The 14,601-nt window shown below is 63.3% G+C and carries 14 protein-coding genes; 11 read left to right on the top strand and 3 right to left on the bottom strand.

Annotated elements, in window-relative coordinates:
• The first annotated feature begins 142 nt into the window (after positions 1-142).
• From aat to infA, 3 genes are all read left to right on the top strand, one after another.
• Positions 143-859, top strand: a complete 717-nt coding sequence (gene aat, locus BUA41_RS08155; RefSeq protein WP_072821622.1) for a leucyl/phenylalanyl-tRNA--protein transferase — start codon at positions 143-145, stop codon at positions 857-859.
• Entirely contained in the window at positions 856-1,593 is a 738-nt protein-coding gene (locus BUA41_RS08150; protein WP_072821620.1) for an arginyltransferase, read from the top strand. Before aat ends, BUA41_RS08150 begins: the two co-directional genes overlap by 4 nt.
• Positions 1,594-1,720: 127 nt before the next feature.
• Positions 1,721-1,939 carry a translation initiation factor IF-1 gene (infA, locus tag BUA41_RS08145; protein WP_013332816.1) on the top strand — a complete coding sequence of 73 codons (219 nt, stop codon included), beginning with the start codon at positions 1,721-1,723 and terminating at the stop codon, positions 1,937-1,939.
• 191 nt (positions 1,940-2,130) lie between these two features.
• Here the strand turns inward: infA and clpA are convergent, their stop codons facing one another.
• From clpA to icd, 3 genes are all read right to left on the bottom strand, one after another.
• Positions 2,131-4,395, bottom strand: a complete 2,265-nt coding sequence (clpA, locus tag BUA41_RS08140; protein WP_072821617.1) for an ATP-dependent Clp protease ATP-binding subunit ClpA — start codon at positions 4,393-4,395, stop codon at positions 2,131-2,133.
• Between the two features lie 96 nt (positions 4,396-4,491).
• Positions 4,492-4,881, bottom strand: a complete 390-nt coding sequence (gene clpS / locus BUA41_RS08135; RefSeq protein WP_340641248.1) for an ATP-dependent Clp protease adapter ClpS — start codon at positions 4,879-4,881, stop codon at positions 4,492-4,494.
• Between the two features lie 173 nt (positions 4,882-5,054).
• Positions 5,055-6,311, bottom strand: a complete 1,257-nt coding sequence (gene icd / locus BUA41_RS08130) for an NADP-dependent isocitrate dehydrogenase (RefSeq protein ID WP_072821613.1) — start codon at positions 6,309-6,311, stop codon at positions 5,055-5,057.
• Between the two features lie 116 nt (positions 6,312-6,427).
• Here icd and BUA41_RS08125 point away from each other — a divergent pair, with 116 nt between their 5' ends.
• The 8 genes from BUA41_RS08125 (at position 6,428) to BUA41_RS08090 (ending at position 14,583) form a co-directional block, all read left to right on the top strand.
• On the top strand, positions 6,428-7,024 hold the full coding sequence (locus BUA41_RS08125) for a pseudouridine synthase (RefSeq protein ID WP_072821611.1): 597 nt from the start codon (positions 6,428-6,430) through the stop codon (positions 7,022-7,024).
• Positions 7,021-7,470, top strand: a complete 450-nt coding sequence (locus BUA41_RS08120; RefSeq protein WP_072821607.1) for an NUDIX domain-containing protein — start codon at positions 7,021-7,023, stop codon at positions 7,468-7,470. The genes BUA41_RS08125 and BUA41_RS08120 overlap by 4 nt, the downstream gene beginning before the upstream one ends.
• A 211-nt stretch (positions 7,471-7,681) precedes the next feature.
• Positions 7,682-8,815: a tRNA 2-thiouridine(34) synthase MnmA gene (gene mnmA / locus BUA41_RS08115; RefSeq protein WP_139249087.1), complete on the top strand. Its 1,134-nt coding sequence runs from the start codon at positions 7,682-7,684 to the stop codon at positions 8,813-8,815.
• Complete coding sequence (gene hflD, locus BUA41_RS08110) at positions 8,812-9,450, top strand: high frequency lysogenization protein HflD (RefSeq protein ID WP_072821601.1); 639 nt, start codon at positions 8,812-8,814, stop codon at positions 9,448-9,450. Before mnmA ends, hflD begins: the two co-directional genes overlap by 4 nt.
• 56 nt (positions 9,451-9,506) lie before the next feature.
• A complete protein-coding gene (gene purB / locus BUA41_RS08105; protein ID WP_072821599.1) occupies positions 9,507-10,871 on the top strand; it encodes an adenylosuccinate lyase in 1,365 nt (454 codons plus the stop codon).
• A gap of 79 nt (positions 10,872-10,950) precedes the next feature.
• Positions 10,951-12,171, top strand: coding sequence for a cupin domain-containing protein (locus tag BUA41_RS08100; protein WP_072821596.1), 1,221 nt, complete (start codon positions 10,951-10,953; stop codon positions 12,169-12,171).
• Positions 12,168-12,605 carry a GNAT family N-acetyltransferase gene (locus BUA41_RS08095; RefSeq protein ID WP_072821593.1) on the top strand — a complete coding sequence of 146 codons (438 nt, stop codon included), beginning with the start codon at positions 12,168-12,170 and terminating at the stop codon, positions 12,603-12,605. Before BUA41_RS08100 ends, BUA41_RS08095 begins: the two co-directional genes overlap by 4 nt.
• 379 nt (positions 12,606-12,984) lie before the next feature.
• On the top strand, positions 12,985-14,583 hold the full coding sequence (locus tag BUA41_RS08090) for an isocitrate lyase (RefSeq protein WP_072821590.1): 1,599 nt from the start codon (positions 12,985-12,987) through the stop codon (positions 14,581-14,583).
• Positions 14,584-14,601 lie beyond the last annotated feature (18 nt).

Here is a 14,601-nt window from a genome sequence, read left to right as displayed (position 1 = left end):
TCGCTGGACATCATACCGAGCATGAACGGTGGGGCACAGGGGGACGCGCAACCTGGATGAGCGATGAGGTCATCGATATGCCGTTGAGATCATCGATCAACAGCGGCAGACTGTCCGCCACTCCTGACGACATGACGACACCATGCTGCCCTGGCTCCCGCCTCGCCCCGTTCACTTCCCGGATCCGGATCGCGCCCTGGACGACCCCAACGGCTTGCTGGCGGCGGGTGGTGACCTTACCCCGGACTGGCTACTGGCCGCCTACCGGCGCGGCATATTCCCCTGGTATTCCGAGGATCAGCCCATCCTGTGGTGGAGCCCCGACCCACGCCTGGTGCTCTTTCCCGAAGAAATCCGGGTGCGACGCAGCCTGGCCAAACGCCTGCGCAATGCAGGCTTCACGGTCACTTTCGATCGGAACTTCGATGCCGTCATCAAGGCCTGCGCCTCTCTTCGCGCCGATGTCGAGGGCACCTGGATCACCGCGACGATGGAAGCAGCCTACCGCCGACTGCATCGCATGGGATACGCGCACTCGGTCGATGTCTGGCTCGAGGGGCGCCTGGTCGGCGGTCTCTATGGTGTCGCCCTTGGACGCGTATTCTTCGGCGAATCCATGTTCAGTCTCGAACGTGATGCCTCCAAGGTTGCCCTGGTTCATCTGGCGCGCCACCTCGAGGCCCGGGGAGGAGGGTTGATCGACTGCCAGATGCCCACGCCGCACCTGGTCAGCCTGGGAGCTCGCGACGTCGCTCGTGCTGAATTCCTCGACTATCTTGAGCAGTATACGAACCAGCCGGTAGCGGACTGGAATACGTCCACGCCTACCATCGAGCATCCCAGGAGGCCAACATCGTGAGCAGCAGCGCTCCGCCGCAGCCGACGCGGGATCTGCGCTTCTTTCTGACCGTCCCGCATGCCTGCAGTTACTTGCCCAACCACGAGGCCACGACCCTGTTTCTGGATCCCCAGGAGTCACCCGGCCAGGGCGTCTACGACGCCCTGGCGCTGCTTGGCTTTCGCCGCAGTGGACGGCATCTCTATCGGCCGCACTGTGAAGGGTGCAACGCGTGCATTTCGGTGCGCATCCCCGTGGATGACTTCACGCCCAACCGTACCCAGCGCCGGCTGATGCGACGCAACGCCGACCTGCAGGTGCGGGAGTTGCCGGCCACCTTCAACAGTGAACACTATGCGCTGTACGCGCGTTACATTCGTGCTCGGCACGCCGACGGCGACATGTACCCGCCGAGCCACGAGCAATATCGCACCTTCCTCACCCTCGAACACCCCTACGCTCGACTACTGGAATTTCGTCTCGGGGAACAACTGATGGCCGTGGCAGCCATCGACCTGCTCAGTCACGGCCTTTCCTCCATCTATACCTTCTTCGATCCAGGCGTGGATCACGAACGGCGATCGCTGGGCACCTTTGCAGTGCTCCGCCAGGTGGAACTGGCACGATCGCGTGGACTGCCGCACGTCTATCTTGGCTACTGGATCCGTGAATCGCCCAAGATGAACTACAAACGTGCCTTCCAGCCTCTCGAATTCCTTGACGGGCGCCACTGGCGACGTTCGATTCCTCTTTGACCTGCGGTTTTTTGCCATGACGCGCGGCATGCGGCACAATAGCGGGCTATCTTGATCAGCAAAGGCGTCCTCTAGAAGGCGTCTTGATGATCGACACCGGATGACCACTACCTGAGGAAAGGCCTAGATGGCACGAGAAGACCATATCGAAATGGAAGGCGTCGTCGTCGACACCCTGCCCAACACCATGTTTCGCGTCGAGCTTGAGAACGGCCACGTGGTAACCGCCCACATCTCGGGCAAGATGCGCAAGAACTACATCCGCATCCTGACGGGTGACAAGGTCAAGGTGGAGCTGACTCCCTACGATCTGTCGAAGGGACGTATCGTCTATCGCTCACGCTAGTTGCCGCCTGGAAAGCGCCCGCGCTCGCCGACCTTCCGGACAGGCGCCCGTCTGGTCTTGATACGCCACCTCCCTCGCGCACTAAAAAAACGCCCTATCGTCGATAGAGCGTTGCATTGTTGAGGCTCTCGTTCTCGCAGCTCCAGTGACCTGTACGGCAATTCAGACCGCACAGGCCACTTGCTGTGGCATCACGCCAGCTCTGCCTCCGTGGCCAGATGCAGCTCGTCGCCCTCCACGGTGACATGCACCAGGCCGCCGTTTTCCGCCAGTTCGCCGAACAGGATCAACTCGGCCAGGGGCTTTTTCAGCTTCTCCTGAATCACCCGGGCCATGGGGCGTGCGCCCATCTCCGGGTCGTAGCCCTTCTCTGCCAGCCAGGCCCGGGCCTGTTCATCGATATCGAGCTGGACCCGCTTCTCGTCGAGCTGTGCCTGAAGCTCGACCAGGAACTTGTCGACCACGTTGCGCACGATCGACGGTGCCAGCCCGTGGAACTGAATGATGCCATCCAGCCGGTTGCGGAACTCCGGAGAGAAGGTCTTGCGAATGATCTCCATGCCGTCGGTGGAGTGATCCTGGGACTGGAAGCCGATGGAGCGCCGCGAGATCTGCTCGGCACCGGCGTTCGAGGTCATGATCACGATGACATGGCGGAAATCCGCCTCGCGCCCGTTGTTGTCGGTCAGCCGGCCGTGATCCATGACCTGCAGCAGCAGGTTGAAGACCTCGGGGTGCGCCTTCTCGATCTCGTCGAGCAGCAGTACGCAATGCGGCTGCTTGGTGATCGCCTCGGTGAGCAGACCGCCCTGGTCGTAACCGACATAACCGGGAGGCGCGCCGATCAACCGTGAGACGGTGTGCCGCTCCATGTACTCGGACATGTCGAAGCGCACCAGCTCGATACCCATCAGTTGGGCGAGCTGTCTTGCCACCTCGGTCTTGCCGACCCCGGTCGGGCCGGCGAACAGGAAACTGCCCACCGGCTTGTCCGGCGACTTGAGACCGGCCCGGGACAGCTTGATCGCCGCGGACAGGCTCTGGATCGCCTCATCCTGACCGAACACCAGCATCTTCAGATCACGCTCCAGGTTCGACAACAGCTTGCGATCGGAGCTGGACACGCTCTTCGGCGGGATTCGCGCAATCGACGCCACCACCGCCTCGACCTGCTCGACATCGATGGTCGGCACACGCATCTCCGGCGGCAGCAGCCGTTGGTGGGCGCCGGCCTCGTCGATCACGTCGATGGCCTTGTCAGGCAGATGGCGATCATTGATGTAGCGATCCGCAAGCCGCACGGCGCTGTCCAGTGCGGAGTCGGTGTACTTGAGCTGATGGTGTTCCTCGAAACGACCACGCAGCCCCTTGAGGATACGAATGGTGTCGTCGACCGAGGGCTCCACCACATCGACCTTCTGGAAGCGCCGGGCCAGCGCCCGATCCTTCTCGAAGATGCCACGGAACTCCTGGAACGTGGTCGAACCGATGCACCGCAACTCGCCGGAGGAGAGTAGCGGCTTGAGCAGGTTGGAGGCATCCATCACTCCGCCCGAGGCGGCGCCGGCGCCGATCACGGTATGAATCTCGTCGATGAAGAGGATCGCGTTGGGTTGCTTCTTGAGTTCGGCCAACAGGCTCTTCAGGCGCTTCTCGAAGTCGCCGCGATACTTGGTGCCAGCCAGCAGCGCGCCCATGTCCAGGGAGTAGACCACGGCGTCGCTGATCACATCGGGAACGTCCTCCTCGACGATGCGCTTGGCCAGCCCCTCGGCGATGGCCGTCTTGCCGACCCCGGCCTCGCCTACCAGCAGCGGGTTGTTCTTGCGCCGGCGCGCCAGGATCTGCACGGTGCGTTCGAGCTCATGGTCGCGGCCGATCAACGGGTCGATCTTGCCGAGGCGTGCCTGCTCGTTGAGGTTGGTCGCATAGCCGGTCAATGGATGCGCGTTGCCTTCGCTCATGCCTTCCTCCCCTTCCTCGGCGTCCTGGGAGGGTGAGGAGTGCTGGCCGTGGCCAGCCACCTTGGAAATGCCATGCGCGATGTAGTTGACGGCATCCACCCGGGCCACATTCTGTTGCTTGAGGAAATAGACCGCCTGGCTTTCCTGCTCGGAGAAGATTGCCACCAGCACGTTGGCGCCGGTCACTTCGCTCTTGCCGGAAGATTGCACGTGAAAGACCGCACGCTGCAGGACTCGCTGGAAGCCGAGAGTCGGCTGGGTCTCTCGATCATCCTGCCCTTCCGGAATCAGGGGCGTGGTGGAGTTGATGAAGTCCTGCAGGTCGGAACGCAGCTTGTCCAGGTTGGCTCCGCAGGCGCGCAGCACATCCGCCGCGGAGGCGTTGTCCAGTAGGGCCAACAGCAGGTGCTCGACGGTCATGAATTCATGACGCTTGGAGCGCGCCACCGTGAAGGCCGTGTTAAGGGTCAGTTCAAGTTCTTTGCTCAGCATGGCAGTCCCCTTTTCGCCGCGTCGGGCATCGTCGGCACTTTCACAATCGGGCACATCGGGTCAATTAGCAACCCCGGACTGTCACGTTGCCAGGCGTCAGTCGGCCCTGTCGATATCGCACAGCAATGGGTGCTGGCATTCTCGCGCGTATTCGTTGACAAGATGACTCTTGGTCTCGGCGATATCGCGAGTAAAGATGCCACAGGTCGCCTTGCCCTGGGTGTGCACCGCCAGCATGATCTGTACGGCCTTCTCGCTGTCCATGTAGAAGAAGGTCTGCAACACCTCGACAACGAACTCCATGGGCGTGAAGTCGTCGTTGTGCAGGACCACCTTGTAGCGCGGTGGTTCTTCCAGTTCAGGATCCGCCGGTCTGACCGACAGATCTCCCTCGACATCCTCTTCCGTGCCAGGAGGGCGGGTCATCCCTGCCCAGAAGGGCATCGCCACGGCAGTCATCAATAATCTCTCGTCACTATTGAACATAAGAGGCTGAATCCATCAATACAAGCCGAAGTGCCAGCGATGTCGTCAATTAGACGTGAAGGAGCACTCGGGGTTCAGTTGAAAGATGCGTCCGGAAAGCCAAGCTTGCAAGGGCAAGGACGAAAAAACCCCCGATCGCGGTGCGAACGGGGGTCGCGTGCCACAGGCTAGGATCACATGTTGTCGGCGACCGCCTGGCCGAACTCGGAGCACTTGAGCAACACGGCCTTTTCCATCACGCGATGGAAGTCGTAGGTGACCTCCCCCTTGGCGATGGCCTTTTCCATGCCCTTGAGGACCAGGTCGGCAGCCTCGACCCAGCCCATGTGGCGCAGCATCATCTCGGCAGAGAGAATCAGCGAGCCGGGGTTGACCTTGTCCTGGCCGGCATACTTGGGCGCGGTACCGTGGGTTGCCTCGAACATCGCCACGGCATCGGAAATGTTGGCCCCCGGGGCGATGCCGATACCGCCGACCTCTGCCGCCAGGGCGTCGGAAAGATAGTCGCCGTTGAGGTTCAGGGTCGCGATGACGTCGTACTCCGCCGGACGCAGCAGGATCTGCTGCAGCATGGCATCGGCGATGACATCCTTGACCACGATCTCCTTGCCCGTGTTCGGGTTCTTGAAGGTCATCCAGGGGCCGCCATCGAGCGGCTCGGCACCGAACTCGTCCCGCGCCACCTGGTAGCCCCAGTCCTTGAAGGCGCCCTCGGTGAACTTCATGATGTTGCCCTTGTGCACGAAGGTCAGGGAATCACGATCGTTGTCCACGGTGTACTGCAGGGCCTGGCGGACCAGTCGCTGGGTACCCTCTTCGGAAACCGGCTTGACCCCGATGCCGCACATCTCGGGGAAGCGGATGTTGGTGACGCCCATCTCCTCGCGCAGGAACTTGATCACCTTCTCGGCTTCCGCGGAACCGGCCTTCCACTCGATGCCGGCATAGATGTCCTCGGAATTCTCGCGGAAGATGACCATGTCGACATCGCTGGGGCCCTTGACGGGGCTCGGTACACCCTCGAACCAGCGAACCGGGCGCAGGCAGACATAGAGATCGAGCTTCTGGCGCAGCGCCACGTTCAACGAACGGATTCCGCCGCCTACCGGGGTGGTCAGCGGCCCCTTGATGGAAACCACGTAATCCTTGACCGCTTCCAGGGTTTCTTCGGGCAGCCAGGTGTCCGCATCGTAGACCTGAGTGGCCTTCTCACCGGCATAGACTTCCATCCAGTGGATCTTGCGCTCGCCGTTGTAGGCTTTCTGGACGGCCGCGTCGATGGCAATCTTCATGGCCGGCGTGACGTCGACCCCGATGCCGTCGCCCTCGATGAACGGGATGATCGGCTCGTTGGGCACGTTCAGGGTGTTGTCGGCATTGACGGTGATCTTTTCGCCGCCTTCAGGGACGACAATTTTCTGGAACCCCATTGATGACTCCCCTGTGGTGTAATCGATAGAGCCGGAAGTATAGCATCGCCCTGGCGGCGCCGAGTAGGCTTTCACCTCATTTGTCGACAATCTTTAGGCGAAGATCCTCCCCTGTCATGAGCACTCTCTACCTGCTGCACAAGCCCTATCGAATGCTCTCCCAGTTCACCGACGAACGAGGAGGAAGGGCCACGCTGAAGGACGTCATCGACATGCCGGGCATCTACGCTGCCGGCCGGCTCGACTACGACTCCGAGGGCCTGCTGCTGCTCACCGATGACGGGGCATTGATTCATCGCATCAGCGACCCGAGGCACAAGCAGCCCAAGACCTACTGGGTCCAGGTGGAAGGTGAACCCGGCGACACGGCGCTCGATGCCCTGCGCCAGGGTGTAACATTGAAGGATGGCGTGACGCGCCCGGCCAGGGTTCGGCGACTGAGCGACCCGCGAGTCGCACCGCGCCAGCCGCCGATACGCCGGCGCATCGAGACACCGACCACCTGGCTGGAAGTGGTCATCACCGAGGGGCGCAACCGCCAGGTGCGGCGCATGACGGCGCATGTCGGCCACCCGACCCTGCGCCTGATCCGGGTAGCCATCGGCGCCTGGCGTCTGGAGGGGCTGGCCCCCGGGCAGTGGCGCAGCGAGACACTGCACGCACCGATGAAACCTCGACCATCCTCTGCCCGAGCCACAAGGAGACGCTCATGAAACGCTGGACACCCCGGGTCGCCGTGGCCTCGGTCATCGAGCGCAGCGGTCGCTACCTGATGGTCGAGGAGGATCGCGGTGGACCCTTCAGCCTCTTCAACCAGCCGGCCGGCCATCTGGAGCCCGGTGAACGCCTGACCCAGGCAGCGGTACGCGAGACCCAGGAAGAGGCCGCCTGGCAGGTCGCCATCACCGATTATCTGGGGCTCTACATCTTCACCGCTCGAGATGGCCTGGTCTTTCACAGCCACGCCTTCGTGGGGCTGCCCCTGGCCCGTCTCGGCACGCCTCTCGACAAGGGTATCGTCGCCGCGCACTGGCTCACCCTGGACGAGATCGACGACCTGGAACGCGCCGGCCGCCTGCGCAGCCCGCTGGTCATGCAGCGCCTGCGCGACCTGCGCAGTGGTCGCTTGTACCCCCTCGATGTGATCCGAGAACGTTGAGCGCAACCTCATGCTCGGTACAACGCGACCATGCATTCGTGCAGGCATTCATGCAGTGATTCCGAGACTTGCCAGAGCATCGACGGGCCATGGGGGCCTCGAAGCCCCGGACCGGTTTCGGGTATACTCCCGCGCAATCGATTCCTTCACCCTTTCCTCTTCACCTTCCCATTCGAGAGCGACTATGTCTCAAGTTCCGGGATCTCACGCCATGGATTCACCGGTCACCAGCTCCCCTGCCGCAGGCAAGGTCATCGTCGGCATGTCCGGCGGTGTCGACTCCTCCGTGTCCGCGTTGCTGCTGCTCGAGCAGGGCTACCGGGTCGAGGGCCTGTTCATGAAGAACTGGGACGAGGACGACGGCACCGAATACTGCACCGCCAGGGCGGATCTGGCCGATGCCCAGGCGGTGTGCGACCGGTTGGGCATCAAGTTGCACACCGCCAACTTCGCCGCCGAGTACTGGGACAACGTGTTCGAGCACTTCCTCGCCGAATATCGGGCCGGGCGCACGCCCAACCCCGACATCCTCTGCAACCGCGAAATCAAGTTCAAGGTGTTCCTCGAGTATGCCGAGATGCTCGGCGCCGAGAGGATCGCCACGGGCCATTATGTGCGTCGCGGCGAAGACGGTGGACGGCCGCGGCTGCTCAAGGGGCTCGATGCCAACAAGGATCAGAGCTACTTCCTGCACGCCGTGCCCGAGGCCGCCATCGCCCGCAGCCTGTTTCCGGTCGGCGAGCTGGAGAAGCCCCAGGTGCGCGGACTGGCCGAACGCCACGGCCTGGCCACGGCGAGAAAGAAGGACTCCACGGGCATCTGCTTCATCGGCGAACGCCGCTTTCGCGACTTCCTCAAGCAGTATCTGCCGGCACGACCGGGGCGGATCGAGACCCCCGAAGGAGACGTCATCGGCGAGCACCTGGGACTGATGTACTACACCCTGGGCCAGCGCCAGGGGCTGGGCATCGGTGGTCTCGCCGACTACCCCGACGCCCCTTGGTACGTGGCCACCAAGGACCTCGAGCGCAACGTGCTGGTAGCCGTGCAGGGCAAGCATCATCCCTTGCTCTACACCGATGCCCTGGCTACCGAGACGATGGAATGGATCGCCGGGGCGCCGCCTGCCGGTGGCGCGATGCGGTTGACCGCCAAGACGCGCTACCGCCAGGAAGACGTGCCTTGCTCCGTGAACGCCCGGGGCGACGGCGGCGTCGAGGTGAGCTTCGACACCCCCCAGTGGGCCGTGACCCCCGGGCAGTCGCTGGTCCTCTACGAAGGTGAAATCTGCCTGGGCGGCGGCGTGATTCGCGCCGCCTGGCGACAGGAGGCCTGCGCCGCATGACCGCGATCCCGATTCAAACGGCGCCCAACGACCCGACGACGCGCCAGGCCATCGCCTTGGCCGGCGTGTTCCAGGCCGCCGCCCTGGTCGATCAGCTGGCACGCACGGGCCAATGCGACGAGCGTGCCTGGCAGACCCAGATTCGTGCCACGGTGGAGACCAACCCGGAAAGCTTCGAAGCCATCTACGGTGGACACCACAACAACCTGCGCCAGGGGCTCGAGGCACTCAATGCCGTGGTGGGGCGGGATCGCGCCGATCCTGCCGTGCTGCGCTATGGCTTCACGCTGCTGATGCTGATGCAGAGGGTGCGCAAACAGCCCCAGATGATGAACACCCTGGGCGAACGGCTCGCCCGCATTCAGCAACAGGCGGAGCACTTCGGCGAGACCCACGAGAATGTCATCGCCAGTCTCGGCGAGCTGTACCAGGACACCATCTCCACCTTTCGCCAGCGTATCGTGGTCCAGGGCGATCCCACGCTGCTTCAGCAACGCATGATGCCGGAACGGGTACGCGCCCTGCTGCTGTCGGGCATCCGATTCGCCCTGCTCTGGCATCAGCAGGGCGGACGGCGCTGGAAGCTCCTGTTCCAGCGCGGCGCGATGAAGAAATCCCTGGACCGTCTGCTCTGACCCGATCGACAACACAGGCTTCGGACGCCCGGCGTCCGACTTACCGGAAGATACCCATGCAACTCTCTTCGCTTACCGCTCTCTCTCCCGTCGATGGTCGCTACGCCAGCAAGGCCGAGGTCCTGCGCGAGCACTTCAGCGAGTTCGGCCTGATCCGCGCTCGTGTCACCGTCGAGGTACGCTGGCTCGAGTGCCTGGCAGCGCATCCCGGCATACCGGAGGTGCCCGCCCTCTCCGACGATGCCAAAATCTTTCTCGATCGATTGGTCGCCGAGTTCTCGGTGGAGGACGCCCAGCGCATCAAGACGATCGAGGGCACCACCAATCACGACGTCAAGGCGGTCGAGTACTTCCTCAAGGAGCGCACCGCCGAGCATGCCGAACTCCAGGCGATCGCGGAATTCATTCATTTCGCCTGCACCAGCGAGGACATCAACAATCTCTCCTACGCCCTGATGCTCAAGGAGGGGCTCGACGACCTGCTGCCGGTCATGCAGGATCTCACCACGGCCATCGAGCGCCTGGCCCACGAGCATGCGGAACAGCCGATGCTCTCGCGCACCCACGGCCAGACCGCCAGCCCCACGACCCTGGGCAAGGAGATGGCCAACGTCGCCTATCGCCTGCGCCGCCAGCTCAGGCAGATCCGGGCCGTCGAGGTGATGGGCAAGATCAATGGTGCCGTGGGCAACTACAACGCCCACCTGGCGACCTATCCCGAGATCGACTGGCAGGAGAACGCGCGCCGGTTCGTCGAGAGTCTGGGGCTCACCTTCAACCCCTATACCACCCAGATCGAACCCCACGACTACATCGCCGAGCTGTTCGATGCCTTCTGCCGTTTCCACACCGTGCTGATCGACTTCGAGCGTGATGTCTGGGGCTACATCTCGCTGGGCTACTTCAAGCAGAAGACCGTGGCCGGCGAGATCGGCTCCTCGACCATGCCGCACAAGGTCAACCCCATCGACTTCGAGAACGCCGAGGGCAACCTGGGGCTTGCCAATGCCCTGCTCGGGCACCTGGCCCAGAAGCTGCCCATCTCGCGCTGGCAGCGCGACCTCACCGACTCCACGGTGCTGCGCAACCTGGGCGTGGGGCTGGCCTACGGGCTGATCGCCTATCACGCCACCCTCAAGGGTATCGGCAAGCTCGAGGCCAATCCCGCCCGCCTGAACGACGATCTCGAGCATAGCTGGGAAGTGCTCGCCGAGCCGATCCAGACGGTCATGCGCCGCTACGGCATCGAGCAGCCCTACGAAAAGCTCAAGGAACTGACCCGCGGCAAGCGCATCGACCAGGCAGGCTTCGCCGCCTTCATCGATCGCCTGGAACTGCCAGACGAGGTCAAGACCGAACTCAAGGCCCTGACCCCGGCCAACTACATCGGCAACGCCGCCCGGCAGGCCAGGGCGCTCTAGGCGCGAAAGCAGCCTGCGTCATGGACCAGGCCACGCTCCATCAGCCAACGCAAAGAACGCAAAGATAGAGAGGCGCACCATGTCCGCCAATACTCCGTTGCCTCAGCTCGGCGGCCTGACCGCCGCGCGATTCCTGGCCGATTACTGGCAGAAGAGACCGTTGTTGATCCGGGGCGCCTTCCCCGACTTCGTCTCGCCCCTCTCGCCGGACGAGCTGGCCGGGCTGGCCTGCGAGGACGGCATCGAGGCGCGCCTGGTCGAGGAGCGCGGCCAGGACGCCCGGGGCAAGGCAAGGCCCTGGCAGGTCAGCCACGGCCCTTTCGACGAGACGACCTTCGCGCGACTGGGGGAACGCGACTGGACGCTGCTGGTCCAGGCCGTGGATCACTACGTGCCCGAGGTCGACGCGCTGCTCGAGCACTTCCATTTCCTGCCCCGCTGGCGCCTGGACGACATCATGATCAGCTATGCGCCACCGGGCGGCAGCGTCGGCCCGCACGTGGACCAGTACGATGTCTTCCTGCTGCAGGCCAGCGGCACGCGCCACTGGCAGCTGGGCGGCAAGGTGCCCGACGATGCCCCGATCCTCCCCGGCATCGACCTGCGCATCCTCGAACGCTTCAAGGTCCAGCCTGGCCAGGAGTGGCTGCTCGAGCCGGGCGACATGCTCTACCTGCCGCCGGGCATGGCCCATCATGGCGTCAGCAAGTCCACGGACTGCATGACCTTCTCGGTGGGCTTTCGCGCGCTGTCCGCCGACGAGGCGATCACCTCCTTCGCCGATTATCTGGGCGAGCAGCTTCCCGATTCGCGACGCTATGCCGACCCGGACCTGGCCCCTCCGGCCCATCCCGGCGAGATCGACGATGCCGCCCTGGCGCGTATGCGCGCCTTGATCCTCGGCACCCTCGATGACCCGGCGCAGATGCTGCAATGGTTCGGTCGCGCCATGACCCAGCCCAAGTACGTCGACCAACCGATTGCCGCCGAGACGCCTACGGATCCCGATCTTCTTGTTGCTGCGCTACAGGCAGGCTCCACCCTCGAACGCACACCGGGGTCACGTTTCGCCTACCGCGTCCATGAAAAAGGCGGTGCGATCCGCGTCCAGGCCACCCTCTTCGTCGATGGCGACGGCCTGGCCTGCGAGGCCGGACTCGCCGCCCTGCTGGCCGGCGACCAGCCGATCGATGCCGACGCCCTGGCCCATCCCGATGGCGCCGAGCTGCTCGCTCGCCTGCTCGATCGCGGCAGCCTGAGCTGGCCCGATAACCACGAGCCCAATGAGGTGCAGGGATGAGCGATCAGTCCATCGAGATTCGCCAAAGCAGTTGGGAGGAACTAGCCGCTTTGGCCAGCGACATCCGCCGTCGCGTGTTCATCGAAGAGCAGGACGTCCCGCAGCAAGAGGAGTGGGATGGCCGCGATCCGGCATGCCTGCACTTTCTCGCCTGGCGCGATGGCCACGCCATCGGCACGGCACGCCTGCTGCCGGACGGTCACATAGGTCGCGTCGCGGTGCTCGAGGAAGGACGCGGTCGTGGAATCGGCCTGCTGCTGATGCGCGAGGCCATCGAGGCAGCACGACGGCGTGGTGATCGCGAGGTGGTGCTGGATGCCCAGGTGCATGCCCTGGCCTTTTATCGCAAGCTGGGCTTCGAGGCCTTTGGCGACGAGTTTCTCGACGCCGGAATACCGCATCGCAGCATGCGCTTCTCCCTCCGCGGCGAGTGACATCCTCGCGTCGTTGCCCTTCCGGAAATTTGACTACAGGACCCTCCCGCGATTCGGCGGCCTGTAGTCAAACTACAACTCCCCATCCCCCAAAGTAATGATTGTTAAGACCCGATGCCGTGGGCGATAGTGCTGGATAGGACAAGGTCGGCACATCGAGGCAGCCGGTCATTGGGTTGCTTTCTGACGCCCCCAGATCGCCTCGATTCGATACTTGCTCCCGGCATTTCCCTCGCTGCCGATCATGGTATCCGTGACAGCCGAGGAACCACGGCTTCGCTGGTGCAGCATGACATTTCGTTTTATTCTGCATCGACCGGTTAGAGCCACGGAATTGCATCGCCCAGGCGATATTCTCCTACTGATGAAGGATGGGTCCATGTCAGCATTCCAAGATGAAATCAAAGCCATCACCCAACTGCGCGAGGCGCAGTCGGGCAAGTGGGAAGGCATCAATCCTCGCCATGCAGCGCGCATGCGCCTCCAGAACCGTTTCAACACCGGGCTGGACATCGCCAGGTACACCGCGAGGATCATGCGCGAGGACATGGCGGCCTATGACGCGGACAGCTCGCAGTACACCCAGTCCCTGGGCTGCTGGCACGGTTTCATCGGCCAGCAGAAGCTGATCTCCATCAAGAAGCACTTCGGCAGCACCAAGGGCCGCTATCTCTACCTGTCCGGCTGGATGGTCGCCGCGCTGCGCTCCGAGTTCGGCCCCCTGCCCGACCAGTCCATGCACGAGAAGACCTCGGTACCGGCACTCATCGAGGAGCTCTACACCTTCCTCAAGCAGGCCGATGCCTGGGAGCTCAACCACCTGTTCCGCGATCTGGAAGAAGCCCAGCAGGCCGGCAATGAAGTGAAGGTCAAGGAGCTCGAAGGCAAGATCGACAACTTCGAGACCCACGTGGTGCCGATCATCGCCGACATCGATGCCGGCTTCGGCAACGAGGAGGCCACCTACCTGCTGGCCAAGAAGATGATCGAGGCCGGTGCCTGCGCCATCCAGCTCGAGAACCAGGTCTCCGACGTCAAGCAGTGCGGCCACCAGGACGGCAAGGTCACCGTGCCCCACGCCGATTTCCTGGCCAAGATCAATGCCGTGCGCTATGCCTTCCTGGAACTGGGGGTGAACGACGGCATCATCGTCGCGCGCACCGACTCCCTGGGTGCCGGGCTGACCCAGCAGATCGCCGTGACCAACGAACCTGGCGACCTGGGGGATCAGTACAACAGCTTCCTGGACGGTGACGAAATCGCCTCCGCATCGGACATCAACAACGGCGACGTGGTCATCAAGCAGAACGGCAAGCTGGTCAAGCTCAAGCGCCTGGCCAGCAGCCTCTACCAGTTCAGGAAAGGCAGCGGTGAGGATCGCGTGGTGCTGGACTGCATCACCAGCCTGCAGCACGGGGCCGATCTGCTGTGGATCGAGACCGAGAAACCCCACGTCGGCCAGATCGCCAGTATGGTCAACCGTATCCGCGAAGCGGTACCCGACGCCAAGCTGGTCTACAACAACAGCCCGTCCTTCAACTGGACGCTCAACTTCCGCCAGCAGGTCTTCGATGCCTGGCAGCAGGAAGGCAAGGATGTCTCGGCCTACGACCGTGCCGACCTGATGAGCGTCGAGTACGACGACAGCGAGCTGGCGGCGGAAGCGGATCGCTGGACGCGCAACTTCCAGAAGGATGCGTCCCGCGAGGCAGGCATCTTCCATCACTTGATCACCCTGCCGACCTACCATACGGCGGCGCTCTCCACCGACAACCTGGCCAAGGGCTACTTCGGCGACGAGGGCATGCTGGCCTATGTCGCCGGCGTGCAGCGTCGCGAGATCCGGGAAGGCATCGCCACCGTCAAGCACCAGGACATGGCCGGTTCCAACCTGGGCGACGATCACAAGGAGTTCTTCTCCGGAGAAGGCGCCCTCAAGGCCGGCGGCAAGGACAACACCATGGGCCAGTTCGGCTAGGGAATTGCCCGCTACGCT

The sequence above is a fragment of the Modicisalibacter ilicicola DSM 19980 genome (assembly GCF_900128925.1).
Taxonomy (GTDB): Bacteria; Pseudomonadota; Gammaproteobacteria; order Pseudomonadales; family Halomonadaceae; genus Modicisalibacter; species Modicisalibacter ilicicola.
This window is presented reverse-complemented; position numbering and strand designations above follow the sequence as displayed.

What these genes read in the sequence shown, in the direction of transcription:
- BUA41_RS08120 (WP_072821607.1), top strand. Translation starts at nt 7,021, where the DNA reads ATGAAACGCTGGACACCCCGGGTCGCCGTGGCCTCGGTCATCGAGCGC.
- BUA41_RS08090 (WP_072821590.1), top strand. Translation starts at nt 12,985, where the DNA reads ATGTCAGCATTCCAAGATGAAATCAAAGCCATCACCCAACTGCGCGAG.
- mnmA (WP_139249087.1), top strand. Translation starts at nt 7,682, where the DNA reads ATGGATTCACCGGTCACCAGCTCCCCTGCCGCAGGCAAGGTCATCGTC.
- infA (WP_013332816.1), top strand. Translation starts at nt 1,721, where the DNA reads ATGGCACGAGAAGACCATATCGAAATGGAAGGCGTCGTCGTCGACACC.
- hflD (WP_072821601.1), top strand. Translation starts at nt 8,812, where the DNA reads ATGACCGCGATCCCGATTCAAACGGCGCCCAACGACCCGACGACGCGC.
- aat (WP_072821622.1), top strand. Translation starts at nt 143, where the DNA reads ATGCTGCCCTGGCTCCCGCCTCGCCCCGTTCACTTCCCGGATCCGGAT.
- BUA41_RS08100 (WP_072821596.1), top strand. Translation starts at nt 10,951, where the DNA reads ATGTCCGCCAATACTCCGTTGCCTCAGCTCGGCGGCCTGACCGCCGCG.
- clpA (WP_072821617.1), bottom strand. Translation starts at nt 4,395, where the DNA reads ATGCTGAGCAAAGAACTTGAACTGACCCTTAACACGGCCTTCACGGTG.
- clpS (WP_340641248.1), bottom strand. Translation starts at nt 4,881, where the DNA reads ATGTTCAATAGTGACGAGAGATTATTGATGACTGCCGTGGCGATGCCC.
- icd (WP_072821613.1), bottom strand. Translation starts at nt 6,311, where the DNA reads ATGGGGTTCCAGAAAATTGTCGTCCCTGAAGGCGGCGAAAAGATCACC.
- BUA41_RS08095 (WP_072821593.1), top strand. Translation starts at nt 12,168, where the DNA reads ATGAGCGATCAGTCCATCGAGATTCGCCAAAGCAGTTGGGAGGAACTA.
- BUA41_RS08125 (WP_072821611.1), top strand. Translation starts at nt 6,428, where the DNA reads ATGAGCACTCTCTACCTGCTGCACAAGCCCTATCGAATGCTCTCCCAG.
- purB (WP_072821599.1), top strand. Translation starts at nt 9,507, where the DNA reads ATGCAACTCTCTTCGCTTACCGCTCTCTCTCCCGTCGATGGTCGCTAC.